This window comes from Syntrophorhabdaceae bacterium, from assembly GCA_028698615.1.
GTDB lineage: Bacteria > Desulfobacterota > Syntrophorhabdia > Syntrophorhabdales > Syntrophorhabdaceae > Delta-02.
This window is the reverse complement of record JAQVWF010000015.1, coordinates 20453-33872: the sequence shown is the minus strand read 5'-3', so window position 1 is coordinate 33872 and position 13420 is coordinate 20453. Positions and strand designations below refer to the sequence as shown.

Annotated in this window: 12 protein-coding genes; 5 read left to right on the top strand and 7 right to left on the bottom strand. The window is 52.7% G+C overall.

Going from position 1 to position 13420, the window contains the following annotated elements; translation table 11 throughout:
* The first annotated feature begins 18 nt into the window (after positions 1–18).
* Positions 19–1110 (top strand): inositol-3-phosphate synthase, encoded by a 1092-nt coding sequence (locus tag PHC90_07375; GenBank protein MDD3846169.1) that lies wholly within the window; start codon positions 19–21, stop codon positions 1108–1110.
* Between the two features lie 10 nt (positions 1111–1120).
* Positions 1121–1702 carry a CDP-alcohol phosphatidyltransferase family protein gene (locus PHC90_07370; GenBank protein MDD3846168.1) on the top strand — a complete coding sequence of 194 codons (582 nt, stop codon included), beginning with the start codon at positions 1121–1123 and terminating at the stop codon, positions 1700–1702.
* A 76-nt stretch (positions 1703–1778) separates the two neighbouring features.
* Here PHC90_07370 and ispG read toward each other — a convergent pair whose 3' ends face one another.
* Complete coding sequence (gene ispG / locus PHC90_07365) at positions 1779–2840, bottom strand: flavodoxin-dependent (E)-4-hydroxy-3-methylbut-2-enyl-diphosphate synthase (protein ID MDD3846167.1); 1062 nt, start codon at positions 2838–2840, stop codon at positions 1779–1781.
* A 128-nt stretch (positions 2841–2968) separates the two neighbouring features.
* Here ispG and PHC90_07360 point away from each other — a divergent pair, with 128 nt between their 5' ends.
* On the top strand, positions 2969–3313 hold the full coding sequence (locus tag PHC90_07360) for a hypothetical protein (GenBank protein ID MDD3846166.1): 345 nt from the start codon (positions 2969–2971) through the stop codon (positions 3311–3313).
* A 201-nt stretch (positions 3314–3514) separates the two neighbouring features.
* On the opposite strand, the gene PHC90_07355 is transcribed toward PHC90_07360, so the two are convergent.
* From PHC90_07355 to PHC90_07340, 4 genes are all read right to left on the bottom strand, one after another.
* The gene (locus PHC90_07355) at positions 3515–4858 is read right to left on the bottom strand and encodes a sodium:proton antiporter (GenBank protein MDD3846165.1); all 1344 of its coding nucleotides are present in this window, start codon (positions 4856–4858) and stop codon (positions 3515–3517) included.
* A gap of 4 nt (positions 4859–4862) precedes the next feature.
* Positions 4863–5702 carry a cytidylate kinase-like family protein gene (locus PHC90_07350; protein ID MDD3846164.1) on the bottom strand — a complete coding sequence of 280 codons (840 nt, stop codon included), beginning with the start codon at positions 5700–5702 and terminating at the stop codon, positions 4863–4865.
* Between the two features lie 251 nt (positions 5703–5953).
* The gene (locus tag PHC90_07345) at positions 5954–6598 is read right to left on the bottom strand and encodes a TrkA family potassium uptake protein (protein MDD3846163.1); all 645 of its coding nucleotides are present in this window, start codon (positions 6596–6598) and stop codon (positions 5954–5956) included.
* 9 nt (positions 6599–6607) lie between these two features.
* A complete protein-coding gene (locus PHC90_07340) occupies positions 6608–7987 on the bottom strand; it encodes a TrkH family potassium uptake protein (GenBank protein ID MDD3846162.1) in 1380 nt (459 codons plus the stop codon).
* Between the two features lie 593 nt (positions 7988–8580).
* Here PHC90_07340 and PHC90_07335 point away from each other — a divergent pair.
* Positions 8581–9150: a helix-turn-helix domain-containing protein gene (locus PHC90_07335; protein MDD3846161.1), complete on the top strand. Its 570-nt coding sequence runs from the start codon at positions 8581–8583 to the stop codon at positions 9148–9150.
* Between the two features lie 74 nt (positions 9151–9224).
* A complete protein-coding gene (locus PHC90_07330) occupies positions 9225–11015 on the top strand; it encodes an AAA family ATPase (GenBank protein ID MDD3846160.1) in 1791 nt (596 codons plus the stop codon).
* Between the two features lie 77 nt (positions 11016–11092).
* Here PHC90_07330 and PHC90_07325 read toward each other — a convergent pair whose 3' ends face one another.
* Both PHC90_07325 and PHC90_07320 read right to left on the bottom strand, forming a co-directional pair.
* On the bottom strand, positions 11093–12028 hold the full coding sequence (locus PHC90_07325) for a tetratricopeptide repeat protein (protein ID MDD3846159.1): 936 nt from the start codon (positions 12026–12028) through the stop codon (positions 11093–11095).
* 177 nt (positions 12029–12205) lie between these two features.
* Positions 12206–13420 (bottom strand): MFS transporter (locus PHC90_07320; GenBank protein MDD3846158.1); only part of this gene is annotated, 1215 nt, incomplete at its 5' end.

Below are 13420 nucleotides of genomic sequence, written 5' to 3'. Positions count from 1 at the left end.
GCAATAGAAGGAGATGCAATGCCAGAGATTCGTGTTGCCATTGCCGGTGTGGGAAACTGTGCAAGCTCGTTGGTACAGGGTATCTTCTACTACGCCCGAAAAAGCGAAGACGTTGTCGGCCTCATGCACACCGATATCTGCGGCTACAAGCCGTGGGACATCAAGGTCGTGGCTGCTTTCGACATTGATGAGCGCAAGGTCGGGATGCCTCTCGAGAAAGCCATTTTCGCGGCCCCGAACTGCACAAAGACCATAGAAGCCGAGATTCCGCTCACAGGTGTCACCGTCCTCATGGGCCATGTCCTTGACGGTGTGGCGCCCCATATGAAACAGTATCCACCGGAGCGCTCCTTCGTCGTTGCCGATGAGCAGCCTGTCAATGTGGCGGCGATTCTCAAAGAGTATAAGGTCGACATTCTGCTCAACTACCTGCCCGTAGGTTCCGAGAAGGCGGCACGATTTTACGCCGAATGCTGTCTGGAATCGGGGGTCAGCCTGATAAACTGCATCCCCGTTTTTATCGCTTCAGATGATACCTGGGCCAGGCGTTTCGAAGAAAAGGGGATACCCGTGGTAGGCGATGACGTCAAATCCCAGATAGGGGCGACGATCATACACAGGACCCTCGCCAAGCTTTTCAATGACCGCGGGGTCAAACTCGACAACACGTATCAGCTCAACACCGGCGGTAACACCGATTTTCTCAACATGCTCAACAGGGAGCGGCTGAAATCCAAGAAGATATCGAAGACGGAGGCCGTGCAATCCACCCTTGATGTCCCCATTCCGGCTGACAACATCCACATAGGCCCCTCCGATTACGTGCCCTGGCAGAAGGACAACAAGATCTGCTTCATGAGGCTCGAGGGAAGGATATTCGGCGACGTACCCATCGACTGTGAATTGAGGCTTTCCGTGGAGGATTCCCCGAACAGCGGCGGTTGCATCATAGATGCGCTGAGGTGTTGCAAGGTCGCCCGCGACAGGGGCATAGGCGGAACTCTGGAGTCCATCTCGGCCTACACCATGAAACATCCCATCCGGCAGTACCCGGACGAGACGGCGCGGACGATGGTGGAAGAGTTTATCAGGGGCGAGAGGTTCCGGTAGGGGGCCCCAAGTGATAAGCTCGAAGATTGGTCACCGGCTTGATCCAGCGATCCTTTTCTTGTACAGATCCATTTTCGGACAAAAAGTAATATCACCCAACGTCATAAGCTGCGCGGGTGCCTTATTCGGCTTCCTGGCGGCCGCGCTGATCTTCATGGAGTATCCGGCGACCGCTGCGGCGTGTCTTCTCACGGCCGGTTTTTTTGACATCCTCGATGGCGCTATCGCCCGCGGCTCCGGCAGGGTGACGCGTTTCGGCGGTTTTTTTGACTCCGTCCTCGACAGGTACACCGACATGTCCGTAATGGGTGCCATCCTTTTCGTCTACGTCCGTCACGGAAGTATGGAATACGCCATGGCGACCCTCGTCGCGGCAATAGGCACGGCGCTTATACCCTATGCCCGTGCCCGGGCGGAGGCCGCATCACTCTCCGGGAAAACAGGCCTCCTCGAGAGACCTGAGCGGCTTGTCCTTCTCATCGTCGGCCTCTTCATCCCCTTCCTCCTGGGCTGCATCATCATAGCTCTGGCAGTCCTCACCCATGTGACGGTGGCGCAGAGAATTCTCCATGTATGGAAACAGACGAAATAAAGACGGTTTCAGGTTTCAGGAAAAGACATTTACTGACCGGCGCACTTGAAAAGACTCTCAGATATAAAACCGTCTTCTATCCGTTTACCATATTAAAGATCTCTTCCTGGAGTATGTTTTTCGCCATTTCTCTTGGGATGCCGGATTTGACGACCGTGCCTTTTTTAAACAGCATGGCGCTGTTTGCGCCGAAGGCGAGACCTATGTCCGCCTCCCGTGCCTCACCGGGGCCGTTGACCTCGCAGCCCATGATGGCCACGTCCAGATAGGAGTCGAACTGGTTGACTTCCTTTTCGAATTCCTCGACTATCGCGGCGAGGTCGACCTTGGTTCTGCCGCATGTGGGGCAGGAGATTATGTTGATGCCCCGTTTCCTTAGCCCAAGATCGCGCAGGATGTGGTAGGCGGCGATGACCTCGTATAAGGGATTTCCTGTCAGGGAAACCCTTATGGTGTCTCCTATACCCTCATGGAGGAGTATGCCGATGCCTATGGCCGATTTGATGGCGCCGGAAAAAACGGGACCCGCCTCGGTTATCCCCACGTGAAGAGGGTAATCGGACCTTTTCGCGAACTTCCTGTAGGCGTCGATGGTCTCCCTGATGTCGGATGCCTTGAGGGAAACCTTGAGTTGGGTCCAGCCGATATCTTCAAAGAGATTGATGTGATAAAGGGCGCTTTCCACCATGGCATCCGCACCGGGTCTCGCATGGTTCTTGAGAACCCTTTTCTCGATGGAACCGATGTTCATCCCGAGCCTGACAGGCGTCTTCGTATCAAGGGCCATGGCGGCGATCTCCCGCATCTTGCGCAGGTTGTTGATCGTGCCGGGATTTATCCTGATCCCGTCTATGCCAAGTTCCATTGCCTTCAAGGCTATCTTGTGGTTGAAATGGATGTCGCCTATGATGGGCACCTCCACTTCCTTTTTGAGAAAGGGGATGATCTTGCAGGTCTCTTCCTGGGGCAGGGCGATCCTGACCAGTTCGCATCCGGCCTTTTTCAATTCCCACGTCTGTTCGAGGGTTTCACTGAAATTCTCCGGGTTTGTTTTGAGCATGGACTGGACGACAATAGGACTTCCGCCGCCTATGGGGACCCCTCCGACCTTGATCTGCCTGGTTTTCTTTCTTTTCATTGTTTTTCCTTACGAGACATGACTGAATTCTTTTGTATCATATCCCGCGGCCCCGCCACATGTCAATTGTCACAACAAGGGAAAAAAATAGCTCCCCCGGGGGTCAACTGTGATATATTAAGAAACTTATGGACACCGGGAAAAAAAGAGGTATTGCATTGATCATTATCGGGATATGTATCCCCTTGTTTGCTCTCCCCTTCGTTTCCGGTTTTGATAAGGACAAAGGGTTCTTGTACAATCTCTATAACGTCGGCATAAGGCTGACAGAAGAAACAGCGGCCGAGGGTGCACGATCAGTCGACGGAGCTACCGCCGGGCAGACGTCAAAATCCCCCTTTTCCCTGGAGAAGATGAAGCTCGACAAGATACCTTTGAGATTTCTTCTGATTCCCACGTTCATTCTGGCTTATATCGGGATTGTTATGATCGAGAGGGCAAGATCGAGAGCCCGAGACGATCTGAAGGCGTGAAAGAGTTGATACGCGGCGTCATCGAAATGGGCGCGGTGTGTAACATCCCGTGTTTTGCGGCCAACCCCTCTTTTGAATGTGATAAACAACGCCATATGTTCCCGTAATCCAGCCACCGGATCACTAAGAGCCTTCAAAAACGATAAATGAATGACGCCCCCCGGTACCGAAGACCTGCGGTGACATGATTGTTTAAAAGTATCAGAGGAAGAAGACAAGCATGATCAAGAGGAATACGGGGATGAGGAAAGTAACAGACCACAATATATATCCGAAGAAAGATGGCATACTGACGTTGTTTTCTTCGCATATCGCCTTGACCATGAAGTTCGGTCCGTTCCCTATGTAGGTGTTGGCCCCCATCAATACAGCGCCTACCGAGATGGCCCTGAGATACATCTCGGGCACACCGACAATGAGATTTTTCACAATGCCCAACGTGTCGGCGACGTTCTGGGCGGAAGAGAAGAAGATCAGGTATGTCGGGGCGTTGTCGAGGAAACTGGAGAGAATGCCCGTGATCCAGAAGAACTGCCATGGTTTTGTGATGCCGAGTTCGCTTCCGCTCATGCTGAGGATCTTCATAACAGGCACCATGGTCACGAATATTCCGGCAAAAAGGATAGCCACCTCGATGATGGGGTGATACGTGAAGGCATTTTCTTCACGAAGGGCGACAGACGTGAAATATATGGAGAGGGCCACGGCTGCGAGCATGACGATCTCTCTTACGATCTGGGGGAGGAAGAGTGAGCCTATGACCATGAGAAGAAAGACAAAATTTATCTTGCCCTTGATCTCCACCTTCTTATGGGGCATCTCATCGACTGCCTCCAGGAAGGAACTGGAGCTTTTAATCTCTTTTCTGACCATATAAGAATCGAGGAGGAAGAAGATTCCCAGAAGGATGAATACCGCGAAGATCCAGATGGGGAAGAGCTTCATCGTCCAGACAAAGGGAACGCCCCGCAGAAAACCGAGGAACAACGGTGGATCACCGAGCGGAGTGAGAAGACCGCCGATGTTTGAAACAAGGAATATAAAGAATATAAAGACGTGCGATAGGTGTTTTCTTGCCCGGTTTGCTCTGAGCATGGGCCGTATGAGCACCATGCTGGCCCCCGTTGTGCCGATGAAGTTCGCAAAGAAGGCGCCGATGAACAGGAGGAGCGTGTTCAGCATCGGCGTACCTCTGGCACCGAGTCGGATGACGATCCCCCCCGAGATTGTGAAGAGGGAGCCCAGGAGAATGATGAAAGAAATATACTCCTGCAGGGCGTGGGTGAGGAGAATCCATTCATACGTCAAAACCGCGAAGGCGGCGGGTATAGCGAGAAGAAGGGTTAACACGGCATAGTTCTTGGACCACCACTCCGGCAGAATCAGGGGAAAAATTGCGATGGACAGGAGGAGAATAACGAAAAACATGCAAGTCCACAAAGGGAACCGGGAACCAGTGTATTGCTGGAAATAGTAGACAATGGAAAGCAAAACGGCGAGATACCCCGTCGTGGCTAAAATTAAAAGGATCCGTTGTTTTCTCATAGCATTAGTATATGAGACGTGAAAGCACTCCGACTCTCAATTGGTCTTCAACCTTCTTCAGGTCCTTAAGGTTCCAGAGGGCCTTAAGAAGCCGTTTCTTTTTCTCCTCACTCCCTATGACCCCCTTCACGAGGAGCGTATCGAGGCCTGTCGCCTCGAAGGCAACCTTGCCGAAATCGCCGGCGATGTCCCTGCCGGCAAGAAGTATCTCTGCTTTCTTCTCGAGGAGCTTTTTTCTAAGAAATGTCTGAGCCTCTTCACGGTTGACTTCGGAAAAGTGTTTCTTCGCGAAGCCGGCGGAGAAGGTCAGGGCGTCGTTGAGCGATATGAGGCTGGCGTTGAATGTGATATGGAATTTCAGAGGGTCGAAGAGGTCCGAGTCGAAGTAGTAGCTGATGAATTTATTTTTTGCCCTGTCTTTTTGCTCGATGAGGTCGAGCGCCTCCTCGTAGGATATGTATTTATCGGCGGCTATATCCCGGATACGGTCGGACATGTTCCTCACGACCTGTATGCTCAGAAGCCCGGGATAGTGTTCGAGGATGATATGAGCCCCGCCGCCGACGAAGACGATGTCGTGCTTCAGGGCAAAGTCGTAAATGCATGCGGAAAGAGCCAGTTTATAAAAGCTTTTTCGTGACAGAAGGTCTTTGGAACGCTGAAGCAGGGAAGGGCTTGGTTCGTCCTCGAGGCTCATGAGCAAAGCCTCGGACACCTCGGGATCACGGCCGATCTTATTGATGAATGCCTCATCGGCATAGACAAACCCGAGGGTGTCAGCAATGCGACGGGCAAACAAACTGCCAGCAGATCCGTAGGATCTTGAGACGGTTATCACCATCATAATGGGGCCATTGCTTCATAGCCTATCGCTTTTCGTCACATAAGGCAACAGGAAATTGCCCTGCTGGATACTTTTTTCTAACCCTTGGAATCTATGGGGGAAATACGGTGTGATAATCATTGTGAAACGAATTTAAGGAGAGGGTCTTTTCCCCCCGCGAGAGAGGGGGATGAAAGGATCGTTGAAGAGTCCCGCGCCCGGCAGATCATTCCGGTCGCCCGGTGTGGGGGAGAATGACGGAACACCCCCTTTTATTGGAGCCCGTCTATGTCCTTCGACTTTCCGATGACGACCAGTATCTCGCTGTCTTTTATCACGTAATTGGGAGGCACCATCCTTATTGTGTCTGTAAGCGTGTCTCTTATGGCAATGGCATTGATATTATGCTTGCTCCTGAGGTGCACCTCGGCGAGTGTTTTTCCGTGGAAGGCTACAGGCGGGGCGATCTCACCAATGATATAATCCTCCGCGAGGGGGATGTAGTCGAGAATGTTCGGGGTTATCAGGCTTTTTGCAACCTTGTTTGCCATCTCTTTTTCCGGGATGATAACCTCCGTCGCGCCAACGCTTTCCAGGACCTGTTTGTATTCGACGTTCGGTGCCTTGACTATAATGTTCCTTATCTTCAGCTGTTTCAGGTGGAGAGTTATCAGTGTGCTTGCCGCAAGATCTTCGCCGAAGGACACGACGACCACGTCGTTCTCCCTCAGGCCTAAGGATTCCAGGATATATTTCTCCAGGCCGTCGCTCACTATTGCCTTCGTAGCAAACTCAGCTATCTCCTGTACCACATCTTTATTCTTGTCGATGGCAATGACCTCTATACCGCTCTTGTAGAGTTCCTTTACCAGGTTGAAACCGAAGATCCCGATACCGATGACGACGACCCTTTTCATTTCTCCTCCTTAACCGACCATCACCGTTTCCTCGGCGTAGGCAATGCTTTTCTTTCGTGAGGCCAGCGTCAGCGCGAGGGCCAGCGTGAGGGGGCCGACCCGCCCTGCGAACATGAGAATTGTAATACCGAATTTCTGTATGCTGCTTAACTGCGATGTTACGCCCATCGACAGACCAGCGGTCGCGAAGGCGGAAACAGCTTCGAATAGATATTCCAGGAAAAAATGACGGGTTTTGTCCGGCGGCAAGGAAGAGGACTGGAAGAGAAGGAGAAAAGACGTGACGAGCACGACGGACAGAGCCGAGGCGAAGATTATGGAGATGGTTTTTGTGACTGTTTCCTGGGGAATGGTCCGGTTGAAGACATTGACGTGAATGCTTCCTTTGAGGCGGTTCCAGATAAGGAGAAAAAGTATCGCGAGGCTTGTAGTCTTAATTCCTCCCCCTGTCGATCCCGGGGAAGCCCCTATGAACATGAGGATCATAAGGATCAGAATCGATTCATTGGTCAGGGCGCCTATGTCGACAGTATTGAAGCCGCAGGTTCTCGCGGTAACCGATTGGAAGAGGGCAACGAGTACACGTGACTCTACCCCGAGGCCTTTCAGCAGATGGTCTTTCTCCAGAACGTACAAGAGTATTGCTCCCACCGCTATGAGGACGCAGGTAGTGATGACGACTATCCTGGTATGTACCGAAAGCCTTTTCTCCCGGTCTTTGTTGCGATCCAGCATCTCATGGATGACGACAAACCCGGCTCCACCCACGATGATGAGCGATATGATCGTCAGGTTAATACCCGGGTGGTCACGATAGGCCGTCAGGCTGTCGGAAAAGAGCGAGTATCCACAATTATTGAAAGCCGACAGGGCATGGTAGACCGCCCGCCAGGCTGCTGTGCCGGGGCTGGCCTCATCAACGAAGCACAGGAACAGTATCGCTGTTCCCGCCGCTTCGATAATAACGGTGTAGAGAATGACGGATTTGAGAATATGCAAGAAATCGATCCCCGGGGAATGGATGAGTGTTGATTGGACGATGTCCCTGCTCTTGGCTGAAATGCCGAGGCCCATCATTCCCAGGAACAGGACGGAGAACGTCGTGATGCCGAGGCCGCCCGCCTGCATGAGGAAAAGGGTTATGATCTGGCCGCTCAGGGACAGGTCCCTGCCAATGTCTATGACGGCGAGACCCGTGACACACACGGCTGATGTGGACGTGAAAAGGGCATCGACGAAACTGAGTCGCCCCTGCTGGGAGCTCGACGGAAGTGACAGCAATACCGTTCCGACGAGAATAATAAAAATAAACCCGAGGATAAATATGCGTGCGGGTGTAAGGCGCCGGGCAAGGTAAAGTCTTACCGGAAGGAAGGGATTAGTCGACATTTCATATGCCTGATGGGTGACATCCTACCTCACTGCAATGGCAAATTGCAACAGTTATGCGTGACAAGGGACTTCCCCTGCGGCGCCCCTTCCGCGATTACGCTGTAAAGAGAAATGCGTTGACAGAGGCTGCCACATCTTTTATATTGTGAGTCGAACGCACAAGCATAGTGATTGTATGACCTTCCTGGATGGCGGCGGGATCATGAAGACGATAGAATATGTTTTTATCCGTTTTGCCGGTTATGGTTCTCGTTTTGCCTCATCGAGCATCTCCTGTTTGCCCGCCACTGTTGCGGTCTCTGGTAATTCAAGGAAACCATCGGGTTCGATACCATTGAGCGATTGCCGTGTTTTGCGGCTCTTCAAGTTGTAAGCGCAAGGGTTTGGTCAGGAGGGAAATGCCAGATTGTTTGCCCGAGGAAATTTGATTGACAGCTTTTTTGGAATAAGTTTTAATGTAGTGAGTTCGGTTTCGCAAGTAAATTAATACAGAATGCGCATAAATATCGGTTTTAATAGTGAAGTAAAGGGTTTTTTAGAGATGGCGATAATGACGACATATAATAAATTTCCTTAGCTAAAGGGGAGTCATGGAAAAGATTTGCATAGTCAAACGGAGAAAGACGGCAGCGCAGACGGCACAGGATCCTGTTGTTGAGATTCATACAGCCCCGCCTGCCACAAATCCGGTTTGCGACCAGGAAGTCACCGAGATAGAGCAAATCCCCGAGGTATCGGCCCCCGCTCCCATGATAGGTTCGCCCGAGAGCTTCAATATCCAGGACGGAGATCATCTCATATTCAAGGAAGTGGCGGGAGAGGAAGAGCAGATCTTCTCCATCGAGCTCAGTCCCCAGCAATCGGAGGTGGTCCAGTCCATGAACTGCATAAAAGACCTCTTGAGCGGTAAGCATCATGGGGTGAAGATGTCCATGGAACAGACAGCCGACGGGAGCACGGCGTTCAATTTCCATTTCAAGCCTGTTTATACCACTCGCATGCTGAACCTTAATGACGTTTCAACAATGCTCCAGATAAGCAAGAGCATGCTCTACCGCCTGGTGAAGGAAAGGGAGATCAAAAGTTACAAGATAGGGAAACTCAGGCGGTTTCTCCTTGAAGATGTCGTGGATTACTTGAGCGGCAGTTTGCAGATGTAACGAAAGAACAATGACGCTGTGATGAGAATCAGCCAGGCAGTGCCTGTTTGCCTGACAGAAGGAGGATACAACACATGTACACCGACTACTGGGGCCTAAAAAAGCCGCCGTTCGATAATGTGCCAGACCCATCGATGTATGTCGATTCTCATCTTTCAGTAGAAAATACCGTAGCAGAGACGCTCTTTGCGATCGAGGAGGGAAATGAGTGCCTCACCGTGATCGTGGGCGATGTTGGCCTTGGCAAAACGTTGTCGCTGCGGCTTATTCTCGACTCGCTCGAACAGAGCAAGTACAAGATAGCTTTTGTAACAAACCCCGACATGTCCTTCGTGCAGATACTCCGTGAGATCATAGGCCAGCTAACGGGCAAGGAATGCGAGATCCGGGGCAAGACCGAGCTTCTTGAGGTTTTCAACAAATTGCTTTTTGAGACGGCCGATGAGGGCAAAAAGGTCCTTGTCTTCATTGACGAGGCAAATGCCATATCTCCGACGAACCTCGAAAGCCTGCGGCTTCTCACGAACATGCAGGACGATACGAGAAATCTCTTCACCATAGTCCTTGCAGGCCAGATGGAACTTGCAAAGAGGCTTGAGCATCCCAAGAGGGCCAACCTGTTCCAGCGAATAGGCACCTACAACAGGATCGAGAAGATGGAGAGCGAAGAGCTTGTAAGGAATTACGTCGGCACACGGTTGAAAATGGCTGGCGCAGCGAGGGATATATTTACGGATGACGCCATTCGCAGGCTTTATCAGTACTCCGAGAACGGAGTGCCCCGCCTTATCAACAAGATAGCAAAATTATGCCTTAAGGCGGGAGAGACGAATAATTTTGACGTCATTACCGGAGACGTTGTCCAGCAGATCGGTCAGCGTTTTCTGAAGATGACAGGCCCTGCGGTGCAGAAGAGAAGTCTTAAGGAGCGGCCGGCGAGGAAGGCAAAGGCAGCCCAGCTGCCTGACATAGAACCAGCTCCAGCCGGGATGACGCAACCACCGGAGAGGCCCGTGATGGCCGCACCTCCACCACCTCCACCGATAGGTGCGCCACCACCACCGGAGAGGCCCGTGATGGCTGCACCGCCGCCACCACCGCCGCCACCGCCACCGCCACCGCCACCGCCACCGCCACCGCCACCAGTATTGGAACGGCCGGCGTCCCCTACCGCGACGCCTTCGGCTCCGGGGGGCCAGTTTTTTGCCGGTCCCCCGATGTCGGGGAAAGAGCCTGTCCAGGAGGAGCTTGAGACAGTTCCTGAGGCAAAGGAAGAAACTGAGCCGGTGCGTGTTGAGGCTGAGCCGGAATCAGGACGGGAACTGAGATTCCAGAGAGAAGCTGAACCGGTAGTCGAAGAGACGACGCCGGAGCCGGAGCCCGAGGAAACATTCACGCCCGCCGAGGCAAAAGAAGGGATCATCGAGATGGCCGCACCGCCACCTCCACCTCCACCTCCACCTCCACCTCCACCTCCACCTCCACCTCCACCTCCACCTCCACCTCCACCTCCACCGCCACCGCCACCGCCACCGCCACCGCCACCGCCACCGCCACCGCCACCGCCACCGCCACCCGCGGAAGAGGCTGCTCATGTTCAGATACCCGTCGAAGGTGTCGCGGAAGAGGTCGAGACAGAGCCGGATGTGGTATCTGTCGCCGGGTGCAAGATCAAGATAGAGATACCTCCTCACATTGTGGAGCAGACAAGGGATACAGGTATCGATCAGAAGAGAAAGGTCGCGGGGGTCCTGGCCGCCCAGACACTCGAAAAGAATCCCCAGCTTACCGCTTCGCCGACGGTTGACCCCGTCTCCGTGTGGAGTGAAATACTGAGCGTCATCATGAAGAAATTGGAGGGATAGGAGAGGGCAATAACCAGGAGAAAAGCACTTCTTCAGCCCCGGTATTGGGGATTGATTATTGGTGCTTGGTCATCTGGTTATTGGTCTATAACTGTTCTTTCTTCCCTTGACCTGTGGAGCCGGATCATACCCAGCAATTGTTTTGCCTCCCGGTTGTTGGGGTTTACAGAAGCCACATACTGCAGTCTGCCTTTAATCCCTTCCAGCATGGCCGGGTCCGGATCGGAGCGGTATTGAAGATATTGCAGCCGGGCCAGGTTGTAATGAGCATCTTCCTGGTAGTTGTTGATAATGAGGGAATTGCTGTATGCAAATATGGCGTGGTCGATGCTTCCCAGCGTCTCGTAAATATACCCCAGGTAGTTCCATGCCGCAGTGTTGTCGCCGTTCAATTCGACGATACGCGCAAAGGCATCGAAAGCCTTCCTCGGCTCACCCTGTTGTATGTAAAGACGCCCGAGATTGAAGAGGGCCTTTAAATGATGGGGGTCGATGGCGAGGGTGTGCCCGTACGCCTCGATGGCTTCGTCAAACATGTCGTGCCGGTCATAGGTGGCTGCCAGGAAAAAATGGGGCTGAGCGGCGTTAGGGTCCACCTCGATGGCCTTCTTCCATAGATCGATGGCCCCGTTATAGTCGGCCTGTATCTCAGCGATGTTGGCGAGATTGACGAAGGCCTCCATGTGCCGCGGGTTGATCTTCAGCGCGTGTTCGTACATCTGCTTCGCGCTGCCGAAACGGTCCATTTTTTCATAGGCATAACCGAGATTGATATATGCCTCTATATTTTCGGGTTCAAGCTGGGCGACGCGGGCGAAATATTGCAGGGCCTTCTCGTATTGTTCCCGCTTGAGATGGATAAGTCCGAGGTTGACATATGCATCAGTGTAAGCGGGGTCGAGGTGTATGCACCTCCTGTATGCCTTGATGGCCTTGTCGACGGATTGTTCAAGCAGATGATAATGATAGGCTTCAAGAAACCATTGCTGAGCAGTCTTCTTTGGTGTTGCCATTCAATCTCCGGCCATTATCGCATAAGGCAACAAAACAGTAGCAAAAGCGGCGCTGGCGTGTCAAGACTAAAGCCCACACTGCAAGTTTCAAGAAACACAGGAGAATGACAATAGAACCACACCCGGGATAGGATTCTCCTGCCTGAAACGTGAAGAAGAAAGCCTTTCGTCCGGACGTCAGGCTTTCTTCTTGAGGATCAGAGATCCGAACGCTCCCAGCAGTGAGACCCCTGCGGAAAGGAGGAATGCGTAAGTGAAGGTCCCCGTGGTGTCCTTTATGTAGCCTCCCGCCAGCGGGCCCAGGGCCTGACCTATGCCGAAGAATAGAGTTATGAAGCCGAGACCGGCAGGAGCGAGGCGGCCGCCCACGGCGTCTCCCGATGCCGCGGCCATGATGGTGGGGATAGAAAAGGCGGCTACGCCGAAGATCACCGCCGATACGTAGAAGCCCGTGGTGTCCCTCCAGAAGGCGAAGATGAGGTAGGACAGAGCAAGGGTGAGGTAGGCGATCATGGATCCGTACCTTCTCCCGAGCACGTCGGATATCCAGCCATATATGACGCCGCAGAATATGCTGAAGATACCGAGTACGGCAAAGATCCTTCCCGCCGAGATTGAGCTTACCCCCATCTCCCTGGTGAGGAAAGCGACGAAAAAGGTGAGATAGATAATATAGGAGAATCCATACATGAAATAGACCACTCCCAGTTTCCAGATCTCCGATTCCACGACAACGTCCTTGAAGGCCGAAAAGAGGGTGACCTTCGGGCCGCCTTTTTGCTCTTCGACGCCCCCGTACATGGAAAGACTTTTTTCGGAAGGGCTGTTTCTCAGGAAGGCATAGCAGACGAAAGCGAGAACGAAGACCGCTATCCCCAGGAAATACCATGCGTAGCGCCACCCGTCTTTTCCAAAAGCCGAGATAATGGGAGGGAGGATTATCCCCGAGAGGAAAAGCCCCGTGCCTATGCCGCCGGATACTATCCCCGTTGCAAGTCCTCTTTTTTGCGCGATGAACCAGGCGGCCGGCAGGGCCATGATTGGAACGTAGCTTCCCCCGTTACCCAGCCCGGCTATAAGCCTCATTACAAAAGCGAAGGAAAAAGAATCGGCAAAACCTGTAAGGAAAAGGCTTACTCCGATCACAAGAAGGGAGAAGAAAACGACCCGCCTCACTCCAAAGCGGGCGGCGAGAAAGCCGCCTATTATGGCGAGACTGAGATAGCCGATGAAATTACCCGTCGCGATGGATCCAAGCTGCGTGTAATTGAGCATAAGGCCGTCTTTCATGGGCGGCAGAATGACCGAATAGGACATCCTGCCGAAGCCATGGGCCAGAATAGTGACGAGTGCACCGGTGAAAGCGATGATCCATGCGTAATGCACCATTAT

Excerpts from the sequence above, each read along its gene's own strand:
- PHC90_07325 (MDD3846159.1), bottom strand. The coding sequence starts at position 12,028 with ATGGCAACACCAAAGAAGACTGCTCAGCAATGGTTTCTTGAAGCCTAT.
- PHC90_07360 (MDD3846166.1), top strand. The coding sequence starts at position 2,969 with ATGGACACCGGGAAAAAAAGAGGTATTGCATTGATCATTATCGGGATA.
- PHC90_07340 (MDD3846162.1), bottom strand. The coding sequence starts at position 7,987 with ATGTCGACTAATCCCTTCCTTCCGGTAAGACTTTACCTTGCCCGGCGC.
- PHC90_07335 (MDD3846161.1), top strand. The coding sequence starts at position 8,581 with ATGGAAAAGATTTGCATAGTCAAACGGAGAAAGACGGCAGCGCAGACG.
- PHC90_07355 (MDD3846165.1), bottom strand. The coding sequence starts at position 4,858 with ATGAGAAAACAACGGATCCTTTTAATTTTAGCCACGACGGGGTATCTC.
- PHC90_07330 (MDD3846160.1), top strand. The coding sequence starts at position 9,225 with ATGTACACCGACTACTGGGGCCTAAAAAAGCCGCCGTTCGATAATGTG.
- PHC90_07345 (MDD3846163.1), bottom strand. The coding sequence starts at position 6,598 with ATGAAAAGGGTCGTCGTCATCGGTATCGGGATCTTCGGTTTCAACCTG.
- PHC90_07350 (MDD3846164.1), bottom strand. The coding sequence starts at position 5,702 with ATGATGGTGATAACCGTCTCAAGATCCTACGGATCTGCTGGCAGTTTG.
- PHC90_07375 (MDD3846169.1), top strand. The coding sequence starts at position 19 with ATGCCAGAGATTCGTGTTGCCATTGCCGGTGTGGGAAACTGTGCAAGC.
- ispG (MDD3846167.1), bottom strand. The coding sequence starts at position 2,840 with ATGAAAAGAAAGAAAACCAGGCAGATCAAGGTCGGAGGGGTCCCCATA.